Raw genomic sequence first — 20,783 nt, 5'->3', positions numbered from 1 at the left:
CGACGCCGTGCCGCACGCTCCGATGGAGGTGATGGAAACCTTCATGACGGCCGTCAGGGCCGGCGCCCTCACGGACGCCCTCGCCCTGGTCCATCCCGAGGCCACCTTCCGCACCGTTCCCGGACTGCCCTACTCGGGCGACTACCACGGGAGGGAGGGCCTGGCCGCGATGTACTCGGCCATCTTCACGCACTACGACGTCCGCATCGGGGAGATCGAGATGTGGCCGGTGGGCGAGGACCGCGTCCTCCTCAACGCACGGGCCCGCTTCGTCTCCCGGGCATCGGGCAACCTCCTGGACACCACCACGGCCGAGATCTACACGGTGCGGGCCGGGCTGGTCCTGGACGTCGACGTCTACTACAAGGACCCGGCCTCGGTAGCGGCACTGTGACCGGCAGCCGCAGAGCGGACTGGACCCGGTCCGCGGCGGACGCCGCACGAACGGCCCTCGGCCGGGCGGCCGCCGCACCTGCGCTGGAGGGGCTGTCCGCCCACTCCTACGAACTCGACACCGACGGCGGGCACCTCTTCGGGCTCGCCGTCCGACTGGGTCCGGCGCACCGCAAGCCGGGCTGGTCGACCCACGCCCACCTGGAACTGGCGGATCCCGCCCACCCCAACCTCGGCCTGATCACCGTCCTCGACCGCCGGGACGCCGACGGACGGACCGCCGCCGGCCCCCGTGATCCCGTACTGACGACCCGCATGGACGACCGGTTCGTGCGCGGCTTCATCACGACCGCCCGCCTCTGCCTGGCCGAGCTCGACCCCACCGGACGCTCCCGCGGCGTTGCGGTGATCCGCAACCCGGGCCGTACGACCACCGCCGACGCGCTCGTCGTACCCGTATGGGTGGCGCTGCTGCTGCGTCGGTGCGCGTGGCGGAGTCAACTGGCCCTCATCATCGTGGACTTCGCAGGATTCGAGCGGACCGCACGGGCCGTGCGAAGACTCGTCGGCCGGCATCCGCTGCACCTGTTCCCGGCGACCGGAGTCCCGTCGGCGGCACCCATGCGGCTGCCGGCGACGGTGCCCGGCGCCACGCCCGACGAGCTGTGGTTCTCGTCGGCCACCGACGCGGGCATGTGCGCCGCCCGCAGAGCCCTGGACCGCCACCGTCACGCCACCGAGGAGCCCCGTGCCCACGCATGAGATCACCAGGCTGCCGGACCTCCCGGAGCTGCGGCTCGTACCGGGAGAACGGAAAGCGCCGTGGGGAGGCGACCTCGACGACCACGTCATCGGCTTCGCGTGCGACACGGACCTGCTGACGACGGCAGCGGCCCGCGACTTCTACGAGACGCAGCGCATCGGCACGATGTGCGCGTACGTGATACCGGGGGCCGTCTCACGGCAACGCTACGAGACCTACGGCGAACTCATGATGTGGCTGTTCGTCTACGACGACTGGGCCGAACAGCTGGGGCGCCACCTCCCGCCGCACGAGGTCACCGCCGTGACGGACACGGTCCACACCTGGTTCGCCGACGACGAGGAGGACGTACGCGCCCCGGACCTGCCCCTCACCCGCAGCCTGCGGGGCATCTGGCGCAAGCTCCGGAAGGACACCTCGCCCGCGTGGCGCAGGCGGCTGCGCACCGAACTCCGCGGCTATCTCAACACCGCCGCCCACGAGGCCGTCCTGGTGCGCACCGGCCAGGTGACCCCCTTTCCGGAGGCGAAGGAGTTACGGCCGCTGGCCACCGCGGCACGGCCGGTGTTCACGCTGGCCGAGCACTCCTACGGCATCGAGATCCCCGCGGAGGTGGTCCGGCATCCGTTCCTGGTGGGCGCCGGGCGGGCCAGCACGCTGGGCATCGCACTCGCCAACGACATCATCGGCCTCAAGGCCGATCTGCTCCGGGGGATCCGGGACAACCTCGTCCTGTCCCTGCAGGAGGAACACGGGGGCGACTTGCGGCTCAACGTCGCCCGGGCCGCCGCCCGCTACCACCGGGCCGCCGCCGAGTTCACCGCCATGCGCAGCAGCTTCCACTCCGCCGAGGGACCACCCGACCCGGCCCTCGCCGGACGGCAGGACGTCGCCGTGTACCTGCAGATCCTCGAGGACTGGCTCTACGAGGGCATCAAGTGGCAACTGCGGGACACCAACCGGTACTCCACGACGGTGCGCCTCACCGAGACCGAGCACCCCAACCAACTGCTGGCCCTGGCCGACCGGCTCAGAACCGCCGGGGCGCTCTGACCCGGCGACCTCGGCGGACGGTGCATCTCCCCGCCAGCAGCGGATCGCACCGACCGGGGAGCACGGCGCCTCTCTGCCGGGCCCTCACAGTCGGCCGGAAGTCTCCCTCCCGGCGAGCGCCCCGCGGCCTAGACTGCGACCGCTTCGAGACCTGGCGATCATCGGGAGGGCGTGCAGGATGAACCGTGCATGGATCAGCGCATTCGCAGCCGTGGCGTTAGTCGTGTCCGGGGGGAGCGTCGCCGTCGCCGCCGACGGCGTCCCGCCGCGGACCACGCACGGGCCCTGCCAGTACACGCAGACCCCGGACGAGCCGCCGGCGCGGCGGGTTCCCCTGCCGCCCGATCCGCGGCGCACCCCCAGCCGGGGCACGGTCGACATGGCCGTGCCGACCAGCCGGGGGCCGCTCCCGCTGCGCCTGGACCGGGCCAAGGCGCCGTGCACGGTCCAGAGTTTCCTGCACCTGGCACGGCACGGGTTCTACGACCGCACGGTGTGCCACCGCCTGACGGCGTATCCGACGCTGCAGGTGCTCCAGTGCGGCGACCCCACCGGCACCGGTGAGGGCGGGCCCGGGTACAAGTACAAGGACGAGCTCCCGGTGGACCTGCCGCCCGCCCCCACCGATCCCACCGGTACGCGCCGCCTCTACGGGCGGGGGCTGCTGGCGATGGCCAACGCCGGTCCGGACACGAACGGTTCGCAGTTCTTCGTCGTCTACGGCGATTCCGCCCTGCGGCCGAACTACACGGTGTTCGGCACCGTCGGCGCCGAGGGCCTCACGACACTCGACGAGGTCGCCGCCGGGGGCGTCGCGCCGACCGCGGAGGACCCGGCGCCGGTCGACGGCGCACCCGTGCTGCGGACCGAGCTGCTGCGCGTCCGGCCCTGCCGGCACTGACGCACCGCGACGCCGTGCCATGCCATGCCGTGCCGGGTGAGGGCCCGGGGCGTGTCTCTCGGATCACGCAGGGCCCCGCAGCCCGATCCGAGGACGCGTCCTAGCACTCCCCGCGCCACGTCACCTTGGTGATGACGGCGTTGTGGTTGAAGCTGATGCCGTAATCGCCCGGCCCGGGGTAGAAGTGGACGCACTCCGAGCCGCTGCCGATGCCCTTCCACTCGACCTGGATGTGGTCGAAGCCGGGATAGGGCGCCCCGTTGTTGAAGATGGACCGGCCGGTGACGCTGCCCGACCAGTTGCCGGCCGACTTCAGGAGCAGCTGCCCCGTCCCGTAGTCACCCGAGTAGATGCAGAAGTAGCCCCTGTCGCAGCCCGGCGGTACCTCCGCGGCCGAGGCGGTCGGTGCCGCCCCCAGGACTCCGGTGATCGCCGCGGCGGCGGCGAGGGCTCCCAGTGTGCGCTTGTTCATGGCAGTTCTCCTTGTTCGAAGGGTCGTTTCGCAGCACGCCGCCCGGTCAGCAGACCGGCACTCCGGGGATCTGGTTCTCCGGCACGCTGAGGTAGATGTTGGTCATGTAGCCGCCGTACTGCGGCAGTTGTGCCCACCAGTCGTTGACGTAGGGCGGCTGGCTGACCTGCTGGCCGCGCTTCTGGCAGCCGACCAGGACTTCGACTCCGGCCGGCAGCGTGGTGACCGCGCCGGAGGTGGTCGTCGCCTGGGTGCGGACGCGGACCCCGCTGCCCCAGGTGCCGACCCATGTGCCGGCGGGGCGGGAGGCGCCGGGGACGTTCAGCGAACGGGTCAGCCGCCCGATGTCCGTGTAGGCCTTGCCGTAGGACGTTCCGGCGGGGTGCAGGGTGAAGACCACCACGATGGCACGGTCGCCCGCGCCCACCACGCCCGTCGTGTGCAGGGCCGGACGGGAGAGGTCGACGGCGTCTGCGGCCGCCGGAGCCGCAGGGGCGTCAGTGGCCCCGGCGGTCTTCGCGGCCGTCGCGCCCGGTGCCGTGCAGCCGCCCGAACTGAAGCCGGACCAGCCCTGTTTCACGGCCCAGGGCCGGTTGAAGGAGCCGGCGATGCCGAAGTGCTGGTCGTAGCCGTCGGTGGCGCAGCGCGTGGACTGCCGCAGGTCACCGAGGAGGTAGTCGCGCGTCGCCGCCGGGGCGGAGTCCAGCAGGTGGCGGTAGATCTTCACGGTGTCACGGGCCGAGAGGGCCGTGTAGCCCCAGTAGCCGGGGTGGGTGGACGGCGGCCGGGCGGTGTCCGTCAGTCCGAGCCGGGCGACCATCCGGTCGACGATGGCCCCCGAGCCGTTGTTCGCCCAGAACGTGCTGGCGGCCGCGTCGTCGCTGCCGCGCAGCATGGTGTCGATCCGGGCCCGGTCCGTGGCCGACAGGGCGTCGGGGCTCCGGTTCCAGAGCACGTCCAGGGCGATCAGGAGTTTCACGACCGACGCGGACCTGAACTGAGTCGCGGTGTTCAGCTGTTCGGTGAAGGTGCCGGTCTGGCGGTCGAAGACGGCGACGCCCGCCGTCACCCCGGCGGGGACGTCGGCCCGCGCCGCCGCCGGGCGCGCCGCGGGGGACCCGTCGGAGGCGGCGGAGGCGGCGGAGACGGTGGTCGCGGTGGCGCACAGGAGCGCGGCGAGAGCGGCGGTCAGTGCACCCGCCCGCACTCCGCGCGGTGAGCTGCTCAAGGTCATCATGATCGTCCTCGGGATCGTCGGGAGGGGAGCGGGGAACCAGGAACGGGCAGAGCGGGAGGTGGCGCCGGACGCCCCGGGAGCCGTCGCGGTCCCGGGGCATCCGGTGCGGCGCGGGCTGCGGTTCAGCAGTTCGGCAGACCCGAGTCCGGCTCGTCGTCGCCGCCTCCGACGAGGAAGATCTCGCTCATGTACGAGGGCTGCGCCATGCCCACCGCCGGGGTCTTGACCCACCACGTGTGCCAGTAGTCGCCGTAGGTCGCACGGCCGCCCTTCACCTGGCACCGCACCCTGAGCACGCCGCCGCCGGGCGACGTGGCGCTGACGGGAGCCTGCGGATCCGGGGCGGAACGCAGGTTGACGTTCGAGCCCCAGAACTGGCACAGGAACGTGCCCGGATAGTTCCGGTCCGGGGTGCAGGGCGCCGAGTCGGCGGCCCGCGCGGACGAGGCGACACCGGGCGAGAGGAGCAGGGCGGCGGCCAGAGCCGCCGCCGCGGCGCCCTTCGTACCGGCTCGGGCCGTGGTCAGCACGTGCCCACGCCCGGCAGCCAGGCGTCGGGGTGGTCGATGTAGATGTTGGAGACGAAGCCGCCGAGCGCCGGGATGTAGGACCAGGCGTCATTGGTGTAGCCCTCGGCGGTGACCGAGTCACCGCGCTTCTGGCACTGCACGTAGACCGGCGTCGGTCCGGTCAGCGTGCGGACGACCGCCGCGTTCAGGCGGGCGTCGGTGCGCACCCGGACCGATGTGCCCCAGGTGCTGAAGTTCGTACCCGGTGTACCGCTGCCCGGGGTGCAGGGCAGGCTGACGCCGCGCTCGGCCAGGTACGGGCCGGGGTCCATGCCGCGGGTGCTGGCCGTGGAGGCGTGCGCCTCGAAGTGCAGGTGCGGTCCGGTGGACTGACCCTCGGAGCCCATGCGCGCGATCAGCTGACCGCCGCTCACCCGCTGGTTCACGGAGACGAGGCGCTCGTACATGTGGCCGTACTCGGTGACGGTGCCGTCGTCGTGCTTGATCCGGATCCACTGGCCGTAGCCGCTGGCGGGGCCGGAGACGATGACGGTGCCGGGCCCGGTGGAGTAGATCGGCGTACCGCGGTTGTTGGCGATGTCGACGCCGTCGTGGCCGGAGTGCCATCCCTGGGTCACCGTGCCGGCGGTCGGGCAGGAGCCGGCGTAGCCGGTGGCCTTGGCGGGCGGGGCGGCGGCGGCCTGGCCGGCCGTGAGCGGCACCAGCCCGGCCGCGGCGACCGTGGCGACGAGCAGGCCGATGGAGTGGGTGCGCTTCGGTGTGCGCATGGCGGAATCTCCTTGATGGGCGAGGTGTGGGTGGGTGAACGGTGGGTCAGCAGGTGGGAACGCCGGGCAGCCAGGCCGCCGGGTCGTTGATGTAGATGTTCGAGATCCAGGCCTTGTACTTGGGCAGGTACGACCAGGCGTCGTTGCTGTAGCCCTCGGCGGTGACCATCTGCCCGTGCACCTGGCAGAGCACGTCCACGGCCGTGGGTGCGGGCAGGCGGGTGACGGGAGGCTGCCGCGTACTGGCGTCGGGGCGGAGGCCCACGTCGGTGCCCCAGGTCATGAACCGCTTGGTGCCCGCGGGCGGCTGCTGGCCGCCGGTGATGCGCAGGGCGCCCGCGTACTGGGAGTCCAGCCGTACGTCACTGACCTTCACGAGCGTCCCCGACTCCCGGGCCTCGACCATCGTGCCGTTGCCGAGGTAGACGGCGATGTGGTGCACGCTGCCGAGGTTGGCCGGGTCCGAGCCCCACAGCAGCAGATCGCCCGGCTGCAACGGAGCGGTTCCCTGGGCGCGGGTGAACCGGGCGGTGGCGCCGCTCCACCGGGCCTGGTTCCACGTCCCCTCGGGCAGGCTGATGCCCGCTCCCTGCCAGGCCGCGTACTGCACCAGGTGCGAGCAGTCGAAGCCCCTCACCTGGCTGTCGTGGGCGCCGGGGCCGCCGCCGGGGTAGTCCTGGCCGTACGTCGGCCCGTGGACGGAACCGCCGCCCCACGAGTACGGCACCCCGATCTGTGAGCAAGCGGCGTTGACGATCGCCTGCGCCTGGGCCGACGCGTCCGCCAGGGGACGGCAGTCCGCGGCGGCGACGGCCGCCGGGAGGACCGGCGGCGGGGCGGCCGCCGCCGTGCCGGTGCAGGTCAGTGCGGTGGTGAGCAGGAGCAGCCCTCCAGCCGTCGCGAGGGTGCGGTGGGCACGGTGCATGGATTCCCCCTGGGTGGGTCGAGAAGAGGTACGCGGTCCTGTTCGGGTGTCGTACGGGAGTGCCGGCGGGCAGGCGGCGTGCGGGCGTGCGGGCGTGCGGGCGGGCATACGGGCGGGCGCCGTCCTGGAGTCGGCCGGGTCGGCTCGTTCCGTGGTCGGGGGGCTATGCGGCGAGGGCCGCGCGGATCTTGGCGTGGCCGCGCATGCGGTTGCGCTGCACCGTGCCGCGGTGCGCGCCGAGCCGTTCCCCCGCCATGTCGTGCGTCAGACCCTCGATGTCGACCAGGATCACGGCGGCCGCCTCCTTGGGGGACAGCCCGCGCAGCAGCGCGGCCGTCACCGCTTCGGCCTCCCGGCCGGCGAAGCCGCCGTCCCAGCCGCGTTCCGGCAGCCGGTCGGTGCAGCGCTCCTGGCGCGAGGGGTGCCGCCACAGGTCACGCAGCAGGTTCAGCGCCGCCGCGCAGGTGTAGGCGTACGGCTGCTGCTGGCGGGCCAGGGTGTGGGCACGTGCCCGGCGGGAGAGCCTCAGGTACGTCTCCTGCAGCAGGTCGTCGGCGTCGTGCGGGTTGCCGGTCAGAACCAGCAGCCGGCGCCGCAGCCGCGGCATCACGGCGGTGAACGCCTCGTCGAACTCGGTGGCGGTCATGTGGTCGGTGACTGCGGTCGTGCTCGTGGTCTCCACGGTGTTCCCCCGGGGTCCGGCTGTCTCAGACTGTGGTTGGGCTCAGGGAGGCGGGGCCGTACTTGGCCGCGGGCGCTTCGGTCAGGAGCGCCCAGTACCGGTCCCCGTAGGACCAGTGCCACCACTCGGTCGGGTAGTTGACGAACCCGGCGCCCGTCATGGCCCGCCCCATCGCCGCCCGGTTGGCGCGGGCGTCGGCGCCGATGTCGAGCGCGGCGGTGCGGCAGCCGCCCCCGCTCTCCTCGGGGGTGGCGTTGACCTCCGTACCGAGCGGGAGTTCGGCGCCGTCGTCGGTGCACAGCGTCAGATCGACCGCACCGCCGCTGACGTGCGGGGCGACCTCCGGGGGCGAGATGTACGCGCTGGCCAGATCGCGAATGCGGTCCGGTCCGGCGTCCGGGTGCGCCGTGCGCAGCGTCGCCGCGTACTCGTCGAAGTAGCGGCGCTGCAGGGCGGGCGGCCGGAAGCCCTCCACCATCAGCAGGCGGATGCCCGGGGGCAGCGCCTCCTGTGCCAGCAGGAGCCGGCGCAGCACGTCGGCCCGCAGATGGGCGAACGAGCCGTCGGGGTCGGTCTTCCGCGGGTCGACCCGCAGTCCGGCGACCCCCCGGGCGTCGAGCAGGGGTTCACCGTTCTCGCTCACACGCTGGGCGGCGACCCGGGGGTCCGAGAGAAGGATGATGTCCGTCACGCTCACAGCGTCGAGCCGGGCGCTGCAGGATCGATGCAGATCCGCTGCAGGACGCATGCAGCCCGGACCAAGACGCCTGCATCGCCCAGTGGGACGCCCGCACCGCCGGCCGGGACACGTGCACCGCCGGCCGGGACGCCGGGAACGGGCCATTCGTATCGGCGGATCCGACGGCTTTCGGCCACCCCTGCGCCACATCCGCGATCCGTGAAACCGGAGGTCGGGTGGCGGGCGTGCACCTCGGTGGGGGCCGACACGTTGCCCCGCATGCGGAACGTGAAATCGGGGGACAGGGTGGACCTTCGCCTGCTGGGTCCGGTCGAGGTGGTGAGCGGGGGACGGCGGATCGCGCTCAACGGTGCCAAGCCGACCGCGATCCTCGCGGCGCTCGCCGTGCATCTCGGTGAGGTGCTGTCCGTCGAGCGGCTGGTCGATCTGGTCTGGGAGGAGGAGCCGCCCGCCACCGCGCGGGCGCTCGTCGCGTCGCACGTCTCCGGGCTGCGCCGGGCCCTGGCGGGCACGGCGGGCGCGGAGGCCATCCGCACCCGCTCCCCGGGGTACGTCGCCGAGTTCCCGCCCGCCGCCGTGGACGCCCGGTGCTTCGAGAAGGCGCTCGCGGCCGGCCGGAGGGCCGCCGCCGACGGGCGGGCCGAGGAGGCCGTCGAGACCTTGCAGACGGCGTCGCGCCTGTGGCGCGGCCGGGACGCGCTGGAAGGGCTCGGCCAGTCCTTCGCCCGCGTCGAGGCCATGCGTCTGACGGAACTGCGCCTGGAAGCACAGGAGTTGCGCTTCTCCGTCGAACTGGACCTGGACCGGCGCGCGGACCTCGTCTCCGAACTCGTCGCCCATGTCGCCGCACACCCCCTCCGGGAGCGCCCGCGCGGCCAGCTGATGACCGCGCTGTTCCGCACGGGCCGGATGTCCGACGCCCTGCGCTGCTACGACGACGGCCGCCGCCTGCTCCGTACGGAACTGGGCGCGGACCCCGGCCCGGAACTGCGCGCACTGCACCAGGCCCTGCTCCGGGCGGACACGACGGTGCTCGGGGCGCCCGCCGCCCGACGGGCCGCGCCCGCCGGGAAGAGACCCGGAACCGCACCGGCGGCGGCGCACCCGGGCTCGGACGAGGACGCGCCGGCAATCGGCCGCGCCGGGCTTCCGCACGACGGCACCGGGTCACCGGCGCCCTCCCAACTTCCGCCCGACGCGGCGGACTTCGTAGGACGTACCCGACAGACGGCCTGGGTGACCGCCCTGCTCCAGGAGGTGCGCGACCCGCAGCGCACCGCGCCGCCCATCGTGGTGATCTCCGGCCGGTCGGGCACCGGCAAGACCGCCCTCGCCGTCCACGTGGGACATCGCACCGCCGCGCTCTTCCCCGACGGACAGCTCTTCGTGGACCTGCGCGCCTCGGACTCCGAGCCGGTGCGGACCGCGGACGCTCTGGCCAGACTGCTGCGTGCCCTCGGGGTGGACCCGCAGACCCCGGCGCGCGACGAGGAGGACCTCCTCGGGCTGTACCGCACGCACATCGCGCGCCGCCGGGTCCTGCTCGTCCTCGACAACGCTGTCAACGAGGCCTTGCTGCGCCCGCTGCTCCCGCCGGGCGGCGGCTCGGCCGTCCTGATCACCGCCCGCCGCCGGCTCGTCGCGCTGGAGGGCGCCGCCCACCTCGATCTGGGGGTGCCGTCCGAGACGGAGGCGCTGGCCCTGCTGGCCCGTGTCGCCGGTCCGGCCCGGCCCGCGCTGGACCCCGACCGGGCCGCCGAGATCGTCGCGCTGTGCGGCCGGCTTCCGCTCGCCGTCCGCATCGCCGGTGCCCGTCTCGCCGCCCGGCCCCACTGGGCGCCGGCGCGGCTCGTGGCGCGGCTGAGGGACGAGCGCCGCCGACTGGACGAACTGCAGGCGGGCGACCTGGAAGTGCGCGCGAGCCTCGGAATGGGCTACGCGGACCTGGACAAACAGCAGCAGCGCGCCCTGCGCCGCCTGGCCCTGATGGATCTGCCGGACTTCGCCGCGTGGGTCGCCGGGCCGCTCCTGGACGTGAGCGAGGACGCCGCCGAGGACGCGGTCGAACGACTCGCGGACTGCCACTTCGTGGAGGTCGTGGGCACCGACGGGACGGGTCGGACGCGCTACCGGATCCACGACCTGGCGCGCGAGTACGCCCGGGAGCGCTGCCTCGCCGACGAGGCCCGGGAGGACCGGGACACGGCGGTTCGCAGACTGGTCGACCGCTGGCTGAACATGGCCCGCATCGCGGCGGCCCACGGCCCGGGCGGCGCGGCACGGCTGCTTCCCGTCACGGCCGCGGACGGACCGGAGCAGGACGCGTACGGACCGGACCAGCCCGCCGACGGGTGGGCCGACGCGCCGGCCGACGCGTCGGCCCACCTGATGGACCAGCCGGCCGCGTGGTTCGCCGCCGAGCAGCCGTGTCTGCTGGCCGCGGTCATCCACTGCGCGGACCACGGCATGTTCGACGCCGCCCGCGAACTCGCCGCCACCCTCATGGCCGCCTCCGCGGCCCTTTACAACCAGTTCGACGCGTGGTCCCGTTCCCACGACGTGGCCCTGGCCGCGGTACGCCGGGGCGGGGACGTCGAGGGAGAGGCCTGGCTGCTGAACGGGCTGGGCCAACTCCGCCTCGAACAGGACCGTTTCGACGAGGCGTACGCGTTCTTCGCTCTGGCGCTGCGGCTGTTCGAGGAGCGCTCCGTCCGCACCGGCCGCGCGGACGCGCGGGCCGGCATGGGCGCGGCCCGCCGTGAACAGGCCCGCTTCGACGAGGCGCTGCCGCTGCTGACCTCGGCGCTGGAGGAGTACCGGGGGCCGGAGGAGATCTCGTCCATGGCCCACGTCCTGTACGGCATCGGGTTCGTCCACCGGGAGCAGGGCCGCGACGACGAGGCGTGGGAGGCGATCTCCCGCGCCCACCGGCTGTACGTCACCGCCCGGGACCGGCACGGCGAGGCGCTCGCGCTGCGCTCACTGGGCCTGTGCCACCGGGCGCGGGGTGACCTGCCGGCGGCGGAGGCCCTGCTGCGGCAGTCCCTCGCCATCTTCGAGGAGACGGACGACGCCTTCGGCGTCATGTACGCGAGCCTGTCGCTGGCCAAGGTCGAGTTCCGGCAGGGGCGGATGAGCGAGCCCCGCGAGCGGCTCGACCGATGCCTGGAGATCACCCGCAAGCGCCAGGACGTGTTCGGCGAGGCGCTCGTCCTGCGCACCACGGGGGAGTGGCACCTCGCCGCGTCCGACTGGGAGACGGCGACGGGGATCCTGCGGCAGTCCCTCGGACTGTGGGACGGGCTGCAGCTGCCGCTGTGGCGCGCCCGCACCCTGCGTGACCTGGCCCGCGCCGCTCTGGCCCAGGGCCGGACCGGGACGGCGCGCGCGTACGAGCGGGAGGCGTACGAGGTCTTCCGCCGGCTCGGTACCCGCGAAGCGCTGGAACTCCCGGAGCCGGGGGACGTCGACGCCCCCGACCACTGAGACGGTCACCGCACGACGCACGACGCACGACGCACGACGCACGACGCACGACGCACGACGCACGACGCACGACGCACTACGCACTACGCACGACGCACTACGCACGACGCACGGCACCCGGCCCGGCGCACACGGGCGTGGGGCGGGACGCACCGCGCTCATACGACGGGCGACCGCGTCCCGTCGCCGGTGTGAACGGCGCGGCACCCGCCGTCCGCGACCACCGCCGGAAATGAGGCTCCACCATGACCCACGCATCACCGCGCACGCTCCGAGCGCTGACCACGGCCTTCCTCGTCGCCGCCGCGGCGCTCGCCGGCCCCGCCACCGCGTCGGCTGCCGAGCGGCCCGCGGCGACCGAGCGGCCCGCGGCGACCGAGCGGCCCGCCGCGGCGGGGGCCGCGGCGCTGGACTACACCGAGGTCCACGTGTGGGCGACCGGAGTCAACGTCCGCAACGCCGACTCGGGATACCCCTTCGAAACGTGCAAGACCTTCCCCTCCCGGCAGAACTGCAAGGTCATGGCAACGGTGTCCCGGACCACGGTGACCGCCTACTGCCAGAAGCAGGGAGAGCTCATCAGCGATTCGGGCTACAGCAGCCGGTGGTGGACGTACGTGCAGTCACCGAGCGGGCCGTGGGGCTGGGTGAACAACGTCTACATCACGGGGGACGAGCACCTGGCCCACGTCGACGACTGCACGTTCTGAGCGGAGGAACGCGTGAAGGTGGCCGGCGACCCGGTCATACGGACGCGCCGCCCCTTCCGTCGTAGAGCCGAACGGCACGAGTTCATGACAGAGGGGAAACCATGGCGAAGCGATCCACTCGGCTGGCGGCGACAGGACTGGCGCTCGGCGCGGCCGTCTCCCTGCTCGCCGCCGCCGGGACCGCGGGGGCCGCGCCTTCCGGCGCCGACGGCCACGCGACGACCGTGCAGGCCAGGAGCAACCTGCGCGACGCCCCCCACACCGGGAGCCGGATCTGGGGCACCACGACGGAGGTGACCGAGGCCGGCGTCGAGTGCTACACCCGGGGCCAGCGCGTCACCGCGGGCGGATACACCACGGACGTCTGGTACTTCGGCACCGTCATCGACTACGACATCGGCCACATCTACAGCAACGTGTGGATGTGGGGCGGCAACGTGAACGTGGGCGCCGACCCGGCCCCCGGCATCCGCGGCTGCTGACCGCCCCGTCCCGCCCGGCCCCGCCGCACGGCCCGCGCCCCGTGGCCTCCGTCCCGCACGGAAGCCCGGGGCGCGACCGTTGGCCGGTCACCGCCCGGGCCGACGAGCCCGGCAGCGCTGCGCCGGCACCGACTCGTTCGCCGCCGCGCCGCACTAGCCCCTGCGCGAGGCCCGGACCGTCCGATCTTGATCCCGCCGGACACCCCCTAGGCTGGCCGCATGACTGTGCTCGTGTACGAAGACTTCGGTACCGGACGCCACCGCGAGGCCTCCCTGATTCGCCATGCCCTGGGCGGCGTCCACGAGGAGGAGCTGGTCGCCGGCCTGGCCGGGGGGATCGGCTTCATGTACTTCGTCTTCGAGTACGCGGGCCGGCCGCCCCTCGCCAGGATCGTGGCCCAGGCGTACCCCGAGCCCTGGGTGCAGGTCGCGCTCGGTCGCCTGGGGGTCCCGTACGAGGCGACGCGCGCGATGAAGCCCCGCTGGGGCAGGGTGCGGGCCGCGCTCGACGAAGGGCAGCCCGCCTTCTGCGTGGTCGACCGTTCCTCGCTGCCGTGGCACGACGCCGACCCGGACGCCGAACGGACGGGCGCCGACCCCTACACCGTGGTCATCGCCGGGTACGACGGTGACGACCTGCTCGTCGAGGACGGCGCACCGACCGCGTACCGGATCGACCGGGAAGAGTTCGGCGCTGCCTGGACCGCGCACCACAAGGGCCGCCACCAGCTGATCGTGCCCACCGGACCCGCCGAGGGAGAGCCGGACGTCGCGGGGGCGATCGCCTCCACCGTCACGCACCTGACCGGCCCCGTGCTCGGGAACGACTTCGACGTGAACTTCGGTTTCTCCGGCATGGAGAAGCTCGCCGCGCAGCTGCGCGACACCACCTCCGGCGCGGGCTGGGAGCACCGCTTCGGCGGTTCGCCCGCCGTCTTCCGCTCCGCCACCGCACGGCTGCACTCCTGCCTGGAGGAGGAGTGGACCGCTCCGGGCGCGACCCGGCCGCTGTACGCCGACTTCCTCGACCTCGTCGGACGTCCGGAGGCCGCCGCGCTCTTCAGGGAGTCCGCCCGTCACTGGTCCGCGCTGGCCTCGCTGGCCCGGGAAGCCGCTGCGGAGGCCGGGGCCGAGGACCGGCGATCGTTCTTCCACGCGTGCGCGGAGCACGTGGACAGCTGTCTGGACCTGGAACGCGGGGCGGTGCGGGCCCTTCGCGCATAGCTTCCGCCTCTGACGCGGCCGGCCGCCCGACCCCGGGCCGGGTGGCCTCCGCGACACCCCGACCGGGATGGTCCCCCCCCCGTCCCTGACGGCTCAACCGAGTTCCTCACCGGCGGGGGTGCGCGGGGGGAGGTGGCGGGTGATCCGGTCGAAGAGTTCGAGCAGGGGTTCGCTGATGTCCTTGCCGAACTCGGTGAGCCCGTAGGTCACCTGAGGCGGTGTCGTCGGCTCGACCGTGCGCCACACCAGTTCGTCCCGGACCAGCGCGCGGAGCGTCTGGGCGAGCATCTTCTCGCTGATGCCCCTGATGCTCTCGCGCAGTTCGTAGAAGCGAAGGTCATTGCTCCGCAAGGAGATCAGGACCCAGATGCCCCATCGGCTGGTCACGTGGTCGACCATGTCGCGGGCGGGGCAGTCGGTGTGAAACACGTCATACCGCTTCGCCGTACCGCCGGCTCCGACCTGCGCGCTACCACTCATGTGCGGAGCTTACCCACAGGTACGTCCTTACCAGAAGTTAGCCCCTCTCCTAGCGTCGTGTGCACACACGGCAGTTGGACGGAGGAGCTGATCATGATCGTGGTGACCGGTGGGACCGGGAACGTGGGCCGGCCGCTGACGCGGGCCCTGGCGGACAAGGGCGCGGAGGTGCTGGCGGTATCGCGTCACGCGGCACCGGTGCCGGACGGCGTGCGCCACCTGGCAGCCGACCTCGCCGACCCCGCCACCCTGCAACCCGCGCTCGTCGGCGCGAAGGCCCTGTTCCTGCTGTTGTCCGGGGACCTGCACGGCCCGGGCGCCGGCCCGGCCGAAATCGTCACCCGGGCCGCGGCCGCCGGGGTTCGCCGGGCTGTCCTGCTCTCCACGCAGGGCGTGGCGACGCGGCCGTACGACCCGACGCGGACGGCCGTGCGCGCACTGGAGGAGACGCTGCGGGAGTCCGGTATGGAGTGGTCGGTCCTGCGGCCGGGCGGCTTCGCCTCCAACGCCCTGTGGTGGGCTCCTGCCGTGCGCGCGCAGCGGGTCGTCGCCGCCCCGTTCGGCGATGTCGGCGTTCCCGTCGTCGACCCGCGGGACATCGCCGAGGTCGCCGCGGCCTGCCTGCTGGAGGACCGGCACCTCGGCGGCACCTACGAGCTGACCGGCCCGGAAGTGATCACCCCGCGGCAGCAGGCGCAGGCCATCGCCACCGCCCTCGGCTCTCCACTGCGCTTCCACGACCTCACCCGCGACGAGGCCCGGGCCGCCATGAGCCGCACCATGCCGGCGGCTCGCCGACGACACCCTGGACATCCTGGGCGCCCCGAGCGAGGCGGAGCTGCGCATCAGCCCCGCCGTCCAGCAGGTCCTGCACCGCCCGGCACGAACCTTCGCCGACTGGGTCGCCCACCACGTCGCCGCGTTCCGCTGAACCATTCCCGCCGCCGCGGGCCCCGGGCGCGGCGGCCGTCGGTCAATGGGGAATGGCGTCGATGACCTCCCGGGCACCCTGGCGCAGGAGAGCGTCGGCGACGGAGGTGCCGAGGGCAGCGGGATCGAGGCGGCCGGCCCACTCGTGGGCGCTGAGGACGACCTTGCCGTCCGGGGTGAACACCGAAGCCCGCAGGGAGAGGTCGCCCCCGCGTTCGACGCGGGCGTATCCGGCGACGGGGCTGTTGCAGTGGCCCTGGAGGACGTGCAGCAGCGCGCGCTCGGCCAGGGTCTCGCGGTGGGTGTCGGGGTGGCCGAGGACGCCGACGGTGTCGATGAGGGCGACGTCGTCCTGGCGGCACTGGAGGGCGAGGATGCCGGCGCCGACGGGCGGCATGAGGGTGTCGGCGGGGATGATCTCGCTGATGGCGTCGGGGCGGCCGATGCGGTGCAGGCCGGCGACGGCCAGCACGAGCGCGTCGACCTCACCCGCGGCGAGTTTCCCGAGCCGGGAGTTGGCGTTGCCGCGGATCGGTACGCAGACCAGCCGCGGGTGAGCGGCGGCGAGCTGGGCGGTCCGGCGCACGGAGGAGGTGCCGACGCGGGTACCGGGCGGCAGCTGACCGAGAGTGAGCCCGCCGGGGTGGACTAGGGCGTCGCGGATGTCGTCGCGCCGGAGGAACGCGGCGAAGGCAGTCCCGGCCGGCAGGGGCCGGTCGCCGGGCACGTCCTTGAGGCAGTGCACCGCGAGGTCGGCCTCACCGGCGAGGACCGCCGCGTCGACCTCCTTGGTGAAGGCACCCTTGCCCTCGACCACACCGAGCTCGCCCCTCCACATGTCGCCGGTCGTCTTCACCGGCAGAACGGTGGTCTCGACCCCGGGGCGGAGGACGGCGAGCTCGGCACGAACGCGCTCGACCTGGGCGAGCGCCATGGGCGAGTCGCGGGAGACGATGCGGATCACATCAACGGCCACACCCTCACGCTAGTCCCCCTCACCCCCGCCCGACGTCCCTCCGCCCCGGTGTGACTGATGCTCTTCTCGACGAGGGCCCGGACCTCGGCCAGGCCGGGCTGGGGTTCGTCGTCGACCCGTCGGACTGCTTCGCACCGAAGGAGAACCATGGACAGGGCCTGTCACCACGGCCTGTGGTTGCCAGCCGGATTTTCACGGTCCGACCGTCACGGAGCCCTGCGGAGAAGGCGGTGCCTTGGCCGTCTCGGCCACGGAATCGACATGCCCGACACTCGCGTCGCGGTGCCGCCGTACGCCGTGGGACGCGGATGCCCCCCACCTCGATGAGCGGCCGACGACGGGCGGCACCGGGCTGCCGGCTGTCATCGCTGCTGACCATCGGCGTGGAGTACGGCGGCCGCGATGTCCCGAACGCGCTCGGTAGTGCTGTGGGCCCAGCCTCGGACCCGGGTGGGCCCCGCAGCCCTTGGGGCTGTATCGGGAGTTGCTTGCGAGGCAACGTTGTGGCGGGGCTGGTGCGTCCGTGGGGTTGCCGGACTCGGCGTGACCAAGGTGTGTTGAGGGGGAGGCTCGTGGAGCGGGGCGAGGGAAGGCAGCAGGACGGTCCGGGGCGAGAGCCGAACGCTTACGAGCGGGTTCTTGCAGAGGATCGGCGCGTCGTGCGAGATATGTTCCACGTGACTATCGGTGGGGCCCATTCCGGGTTCGCCGTAACGGTTGCACTCGTGGTCTTGGTCGCTGCCCTTGGCGGCACCATGTGGGCTCTGACCGTTGGCGGAGCGGTGGCGTTCGCCTTCGCCTTCGCCTTTGCCGCGGTTGTCGGTGGCGGTCGTCGCGGGTGGGCCGCAGCCAAGCGCGCTTACCTCGTGACGTTCGGCTGGGCCGGATGGCTGTGATCTCCGCGAGGACGTGGCCCGGGTTCTGTCCGGTGGGTCATTCGCGGGGCCAGAGCCTGCCGGCCGCTGCGACGACGGTGCCGTAGAGGACATCGGCGCGCTTGTGCCAGCGGGTCGCGAGGGCAGGGTGGTGTTTGAGCCGGTTTGACCGTCCGCTCGACTCCGTAGCGGTGTTTGCGGCCTGGTGGACGGCGTGAGCTGCATGCCCCGTCGCCGCTGATGTGGTCCGGCCCGGCGCGGGGATGCCGCCGCCGGGCCGGGCGCCGCCTTCGCCAGGGAAGCTGAGGCCCTCGGGCGGCCGTTCAGGGGCGGCGGCCGGCCCAGGCCACCAGTCGGTCGATGGCCGGGGCCTTCGGGTCCACCGCCACCACTTCCGCGAAGGGGACCCGCCCGCCGCGGGTCTCGGCCGGCAGGGCGCGGCGTACGACGTCGATCACGCGCTCGACGAGGGCCGGGTCGAAGTCCGGGTCCTGTCCCGTCGCCCTGGCCAGGTCCCAGGTGTGCACCGTGAGTTCGTGGGTGTAGACGGCCGCGGCGGCAGCGCCCGGCAGCACGCCCATGGGCAGGCGCAGCTCCCGTTCGAGGATGCCCGGATCCGCCCACACCTCGGCGACCTCACGGGCACCCGGTACCCAGGCCGCCGCCCAGGCGCCGTCGGCGATCTCGTCGGCGAAGGACGGGACGCTGAACGGATCCTCGCCGCGCCCGATCACCGAGATCCGGCGCACGACGGCCACGAGGTGGCTCGACAGCCGTCGTACGTCGAAGTCCTCGCAGGGGGTCGGGGCGTCGTACTGCTCGGGCCGGACGGCGGCCAGCGTCCGTCCCGCCAGCTCGACGGCCGCGGCGAGGTCGGTCCGCGGGTCGACGGGGGAAGGGGCGGCGGGGGAAGCGGCGGCAGGGGAAGGGTCGGCGGCGCTGGTACCGGTGGAGTCGGACGGGGTCTCGATGAGCTGCTCGGTCGTGTTCATGGGTTCATCCTGAAAGGCAAAGTGGCCATCTCCTGGCCAGTTCTCCGAAGAGAATGGTGGGGAGGGCGCGGCGACGCGGCACCCACGAAGGAGGACGAAGGGCACATGAGAGCCGACCGGTTGGTGGCGACCCTGCTCTTCCTCCAAGAACGCGGCCGCGCCACCGTCCCCGAAGTGGCCGCCGAACTGGAGGTGTCCGAGCGCACCGCGCGCCGGGACCTCGAAGCCCTGGCCACGGCCGGCATCCCCGTGTACGCGCAGCGCGGCCGCGGCGGCGGATGGTCCCTCGTCGGCGGGGCCCGCACCAACCTCACCGGGCTGACGGCCGACGAGATCCGGGCGCTCTTCCTCCTCGCCGGCCCCCTGTCGACCACCCCCGAGACGCGTACGGCCCTGCGCAAGCTGGTCCGGGCCCTGCCACCGCCCCTGCGGGAGCAGGCCCGGGCCGCGACCCGGGCGGGGGTCGTCGACGCCACCGGCTGGTCCCGCAACGCCGTCACCGCCGATGCCGCCCACCGCACCGCACTCCAGAGCGCCGTCGTCGACGGGATCCGCGTCCGCCTCGGGTACGCGGGCGTCGGCAAACCCGCCGGTGAACGCACCGTCGACCCCCTCGGCCTCGTCGCCAAAGCGGGAGTCGACTACCTGGTCGCCGGTACGGACAAGGGCCTGCGCACCTTCCGGCTCAGCCGGGTCACCTCCGTCGAGCCGACCGGCGAACCGGTGACCCGGCCCCCGGACTTCGACCTCGCCACGGCGTGGCGGACGCTGTCCGGAGCCTTCCAGGACGGCATCACCGCCGTCACCGCCCGAGCCCGCGTCCACCCCGACGCGCTGGCCCTGTTGCAACGGTTCCTCGGCGGCCGGGTCCGCGTCGGCGGCCCGCTGCCCGACGGCTGGACCGAGGTGTGGGTCGACGGCCCGGCCGCAAAGGCCCTGGCGGGGCACCTGGCCGGGCTGGGAGCGCGGATCGAGGTACTGGAGCCGCCGGAGGTACGCCACTGGCTGGCCCGGATCGCCGCCGAACTGACCGGGATGTACGCGGGGGAGACACCGTACGAACCCCACGGCCAGTGAGCCGGAGGGCGGCACGGTGTTCTCGGCTGCCAGGCTCCGGCCGCTGCCGGCCCACCTGGCCGACGGGGCCGAGGGCGCGGCGCGGGCCGAGCCGGCGGGGGCGCTCGGCCTTCGGCGCGCCGGGTTCTGAAGCCGCCGCGCTCACGGCGCTGGGCGCGGCCGGCGGCATGCCCGACCCCCGCTACAGGGCCACCAGGATCAGCGCCGCATTCGACCGCCCCTTCGGCTTCCTCGCCCTGCACCGAGGAGTGAGCGAACCGCTCCGGGACAGGAATGGTTCCGGCGGGTCGGGGAACGCGGATGCCGTTGCGGGCGTTGGTGTCACTACGGGAAGGCGATGCGCGGAGCCGCCTTCCGCCGACCTTGATGGGGAGCATTCATGAGCACGGCCAAGGACCTGTTCATCATCGCCATGGACCAGGAGCCGGAGCGCCCCGTCGGACAGGGTGACCTGTCCCTGGCGCTCGCGGGCGCCGAGCTGATCGACCTCCTCGGCGCGGAGGCCGCGTCGCTGGACGGCGACCGCATCGTCCCCGGCCCCGAGACCGAGCCGCACGACCCCCTCCTGGTCGAGGCGGTGGCCGCGCTCACCCGGCAGGTGCCGTACGAGCGGGTCGAGGACTGGCTGTGGCGCCGGGGCCGGGACCTCTCGGCGACGTACCAGGCCGCCCTGGAGGAGGCCGGCCAGCTCACGCGGGGTCGCCGCGGGCTGCTGCCCTTCGGCAACGACCGGCTGGAAGTGGCCGACACGCCCGTCCGGCGCCGGGCGCGCGGGCGGTGGGAGGAGGGCGAGCCCGTCCTCGCCGCCCTCGGCTCCGCCGTGGGCATCGGGGCTATGGACGGCGTGGACGGCGTGGACGGCGTCGAGGGCAGCCGGGGTACCGGGGGCGGGGTCCCCGAGGGCGGTGCCGGAGCCCACGCCGGGGCCGGGACCGGGCCTGGCCTTCCCGACGACTCCGTGACGACCGTCCTGGCCGGCGTCAACGACGCGGTGATGGAGCTGGAGGCCGTACACCAGCGCCGGTCCATCGAAAACGCCGCTTTCGCCAACGTCTGGCGCGTCCCGTGAAGATCCACTCTGCCTCCGGTGGACGCTCCGGCGGTGCTCTTTAGCGGAAGTTGCTCAAC

At 73.4% G+C, this 20,783-nt stretch carries 21 protein-coding genes and 1 pseudogene; 12 read left to right on the top strand and 10 right to left on the bottom strand.

Annotated elements, in window-relative coordinates; all coding sequences use genetic code 11:
• Positions 1–7: 7 nt before the first annotated feature.
• The 4 genes from AC2RP6_RS06350 to AC2RP6_RS06335 all read left to right on the top strand — a co-directional run bounded on the left by AC2RP6_RS06350 (position 8) and on the right by AC2RP6_RS06335 (position 3,110).
• Positions 8–394 carry a nuclear transport factor 2 family protein gene (locus tag AC2RP6_RS06350; RefSeq protein ID WP_486445276.1) on the top strand — a complete coding sequence of 129 codons (387 nt, stop codon included), beginning with the start codon at positions 8–10 and terminating at the stop codon, positions 392–394.
• A complete protein-coding gene (locus AC2RP6_RS06345; RefSeq protein WP_486445275.1) occupies positions 391–1,155 on the top strand; it encodes a hypothetical protein in 765 nt (254 codons plus the stop codon). Before AC2RP6_RS06350 ends, AC2RP6_RS06345 begins: the two co-directional genes overlap by 4 nt.
• On the top strand, positions 1,142–2,209 hold the full coding sequence (locus AC2RP6_RS06340; RefSeq protein WP_486445274.1) for a terpene synthase family protein: 1,068 nt from the start codon (positions 1,142–1,144) through the stop codon (positions 2,207–2,209). Before AC2RP6_RS06345 ends, AC2RP6_RS06340 begins: the two co-directional genes overlap by 14 nt.
• 223 nt (positions 2,210–2,432) lie before the next feature.
• Positions 2,433–3,110, top strand: coding sequence for a peptidylprolyl isomerase (locus AC2RP6_RS06335; RefSeq protein WP_486445273.1), 678 nt, complete (start codon positions 2,433–2,435; stop codon positions 3,108–3,110).
• Between the two features lie 100 nt (positions 3,111–3,210).
• Here the strand turns inward: AC2RP6_RS06335 and AC2RP6_RS06330 are convergent, their stop codons facing one another.
• The 7 genes from AC2RP6_RS06330 to AC2RP6_RS06300 all read right to left on the bottom strand — a co-directional run bounded on the left by AC2RP6_RS06330 (position 3,211) and on the right by AC2RP6_RS06300 (position 8,414).
• On the bottom strand, positions 3,211–3,582 hold the full coding sequence (locus AC2RP6_RS06330; protein WP_486445272.1) for a peptidase inhibitor family I36 protein: 372 nt from the start codon (positions 3,580–3,582) through the stop codon (positions 3,211–3,213).
• A gap of 46 nt (positions 3,583–3,628) precedes the next feature.
• A complete protein-coding gene (locus AC2RP6_RS06325; protein ID WP_486450237.1) occupies positions 3,629–4,816 on the bottom strand; it encodes a hypothetical protein in 1,188 nt (395 codons plus the stop codon).
• A 125-nt stretch (positions 4,817–4,941) separates the two neighbouring features.
• On the bottom strand, positions 4,942–5,349 hold the full coding sequence (locus tag AC2RP6_RS06320; protein WP_486445271.1) for a hypothetical protein: 408 nt from the start codon (positions 5,347–5,349) through the stop codon (positions 4,942–4,944).
• Positions 5,343–6,116, bottom strand: coding sequence for a M23 family metallopeptidase (locus AC2RP6_RS06315; protein ID WP_486445270.1), 774 nt, complete (start codon positions 6,114–6,116; stop codon positions 5,343–5,345). The genes AC2RP6_RS06320 and AC2RP6_RS06315 overlap by 7 nt, the downstream gene beginning before the upstream one ends.
• Before the next feature lie 46 nt (positions 6,117–6,162).
• Positions 6,163–7,041: a C40 family peptidase gene (locus AC2RP6_RS06310; RefSeq protein ID WP_486445269.1), complete on the bottom strand. Its 879-nt coding sequence runs from the start codon at positions 7,039–7,041 to the stop codon at positions 6,163–6,165.
• Positions 7,042–7,204: 163 nt separating this feature from the next.
• On the bottom strand, positions 7,205–7,687 hold the full coding sequence (locus AC2RP6_RS06305) for an RNA polymerase sigma factor (protein ID WP_486450236.1): 483 nt from the start codon (positions 7,685–7,687) through the stop codon (positions 7,205–7,207).
• Between the two features lie 61 nt (positions 7,688–7,748).
• Positions 7,749–8,414: a M15 family metallopeptidase gene (locus AC2RP6_RS06300; protein ID WP_486445268.1), complete on the bottom strand. Its 666-nt coding sequence runs from the start codon at positions 8,412–8,414 to the stop codon at positions 7,749–7,751.
• A 267-nt stretch (positions 8,415–8,681) separates the two neighbouring features.
• On the opposite strand from AC2RP6_RS06300, the gene AC2RP6_RS06295 reads away from it, so the two are divergent.
• The 4 genes from AC2RP6_RS06295 (at position 8,682) to AC2RP6_RS06280 (ending at position 14,325) form a co-directional block, all read left to right on the top strand.
• On the top strand, positions 8,682–11,909 hold the full coding sequence (locus AC2RP6_RS06295; RefSeq protein WP_486445267.1) for an AfsR/SARP family transcriptional regulator: 3,228 nt from the start codon (positions 8,682–8,684) through the stop codon (positions 11,907–11,909).
• A gap of 245 nt (positions 11,910–12,154) precedes the next feature.
• The gene (locus AC2RP6_RS06290; RefSeq protein WP_486445266.1) at positions 12,155–12,619 is read left to right on the top strand and encodes a hypothetical protein; all 465 of its coding nucleotides are present in this window, start codon (positions 12,155–12,157) and stop codon (positions 12,617–12,619) included.
• A gap of 101 nt (positions 12,620–12,720) precedes the next feature.
• Positions 12,721–13,101 (top strand): hypothetical protein, encoded by a 381-nt coding sequence (locus AC2RP6_RS06285; RefSeq protein ID WP_486445265.1) that lies wholly within the window; start codon positions 12,721–12,723, stop codon positions 13,099–13,101.
• A gap of 219 nt (positions 13,102–13,320) precedes the next feature.
• A complete protein-coding gene (locus tag AC2RP6_RS06280) occupies positions 13,321–14,325 on the top strand; it encodes a BtrH N-terminal domain-containing protein (RefSeq protein ID WP_486445264.1) in 1,005 nt (334 codons plus the stop codon).
• A 93-nt stretch (positions 14,326–14,418) separates the two neighbouring features.
• Here AC2RP6_RS06280 and AC2RP6_RS06275 read toward each other — a convergent pair whose 3' ends face one another.
• Entirely contained in the window at positions 14,419–14,805 is a 387-nt protein-coding gene (locus AC2RP6_RS06275; RefSeq protein ID WP_486445263.1) for a winged helix-turn-helix transcriptional regulator, read from the bottom strand.
• Between the two features lie 93 nt (positions 14,806–14,898).
• On the opposite strand from AC2RP6_RS06275, the pseudogene AC2RP6_RS06270 reads away from it, so the two are divergent.
• A pseudogene (locus AC2RP6_RS06270) lies at positions 14,899–15,736 on the top strand (SDR family oxidoreductase).
• 42 nt (positions 15,737–15,778) lie between these two features.
• On the opposite strand, the gene hemC reads toward AC2RP6_RS06270, so the two are convergent.
• Positions 15,779–16,711, bottom strand: a complete 933-nt coding sequence (gene hemC, locus AC2RP6_RS06265) for a hydroxymethylbilane synthase (RefSeq protein ID WP_486445262.1) — start codon at positions 16,709–16,711, stop codon at positions 15,779–15,781.
• 659 nt (positions 16,712–17,370) lie between these two features.
• Here hemC and AC2RP6_RS06260 point away from each other — a divergent pair.
• Positions 17,371–17,607 (top strand): hypothetical protein, encoded by a 237-nt coding sequence (locus AC2RP6_RS06260; protein ID WP_486445261.1) that lies wholly within the window; start codon positions 17,371–17,373, stop codon positions 17,605–17,607.
• A gap of 302 nt (positions 17,608–17,909) precedes the next feature.
• Here AC2RP6_RS06260 and AC2RP6_RS06255 read toward each other — a convergent pair whose 3' ends face one another.
• Positions 17,910–18,578 carry a TIGR03086 family metal-binding protein gene (locus tag AC2RP6_RS06255; RefSeq protein WP_486445260.1) on the bottom strand — a complete coding sequence of 223 codons (669 nt, stop codon included), beginning with the start codon at positions 18,576–18,578 and terminating at the stop codon, positions 17,910–17,912.
• A 105-nt stretch (positions 18,579–18,683) separates the two neighbouring features.
• Between AC2RP6_RS06255 and AC2RP6_RS06250 the strand changes: the two genes are divergently transcribed.
• Together AC2RP6_RS06250 and AC2RP6_RS06245 are read left to right on the top strand one after the other, a co-directional pair.
• Positions 18,684–19,655 carry a helix-turn-helix transcriptional regulator gene (locus tag AC2RP6_RS06250; protein WP_486445259.1) on the top strand — a complete coding sequence of 324 codons (972 nt, stop codon included), beginning with the start codon at positions 18,684–18,686 and terminating at the stop codon, positions 19,653–19,655.
• 379 nt (positions 19,656–20,034) lie between these two features.
• Complete coding sequence (locus AC2RP6_RS06245) at positions 20,035–20,724, top strand: GOLPH3/VPS74 family protein (RefSeq protein ID WP_486445258.1); 690 nt, start codon at positions 20,035–20,037, stop codon at positions 20,722–20,724.
• The last annotated feature ends 59 nt before the right edge of the window (positions 20,725–20,783 follow it).

The organism is Streptomyces sp. WAC03905, assembly GCF_057371075.1.
This window is presented reverse-complemented; position numbering and strand designations above follow the sequence as displayed.

Coding starts and splice junctions, on each gene's coding strand:
- AC2RP6_RS06330 (WP_486445272.1), bottom strand. CDS start 3,582: ATGAACAAGCGCACACTGGGAGCCCTCGCCGCCGCCGCGGCGATCACC.
- AC2RP6_RS06325 (WP_486450237.1), bottom strand. CDS start 4,816: ATGACCTTGAGCAGCTCACCGCGCGGAGTGCGGGCGGGTGCACTGACC.
- AC2RP6_RS06315 (WP_486445270.1), bottom strand. CDS start 6,116: ATGCGCACACCGAAGCGCACCCACTCCATCGGCCTGCTCGTCGCCACG.
- AC2RP6_RS06310 (WP_486445269.1), bottom strand. CDS start 7,041: ATGCACCGTGCCCACCGCACCCTCGCGACGGCTGGAGGGCTGCTCCTG.
- AC2RP6_RS06305 (WP_486450236.1), bottom strand. CDS start 7,687: ATGACCGCCACCGAGTTCGACGAGGCGTTCACCGCCGTGATGCCGCGG.
- AC2RP6_RS06295 (WP_486445267.1), top strand. CDS start 8,682: ATGCGGAACGTGAAATCGGGGGACAGGGTGGACCTTCGCCTGCTGGGT.
- AC2RP6_RS06290 (WP_486445266.1), top strand. CDS start 12,155: ATGACCCACGCATCACCGCGCACGCTCCGAGCGCTGACCACGGCCTTC.
- AC2RP6_RS06285 (WP_486445265.1), top strand. CDS start 12,721: ATGGCGAAGCGATCCACTCGGCTGGCGGCGACAGGACTGGCGCTCGGC.
- AC2RP6_RS06280 (WP_486445264.1), top strand. CDS start 13,321: ATGACTGTGCTCGTGTACGAAGACTTCGGTACCGGACGCCACCGCGAG.
- AC2RP6_RS06275 (WP_486445263.1), bottom strand. CDS start 14,805: ATGAGTGGTAGCGCGCAGGTCGGAGCCGGCGGTACGGCGAAGCGGTAT.
- AC2RP6_RS06255 (WP_486445260.1), bottom strand. CDS start 18,578: ATGAACACGACCGAGCAGCTCATCGAGACCCCGTCCGACTCCACCGGT.
- AC2RP6_RS06250 (WP_486445259.1), top strand. CDS start 18,684: ATGAGAGCCGACCGGTTGGTGGCGACCCTGCTCTTCCTCCAAGAACGC.
- AC2RP6_RS06245 (WP_486445258.1), top strand. CDS start 20,035: ATGAGCACGGCCAAGGACCTGTTCATCATCGCCATGGACCAGGAGCCG.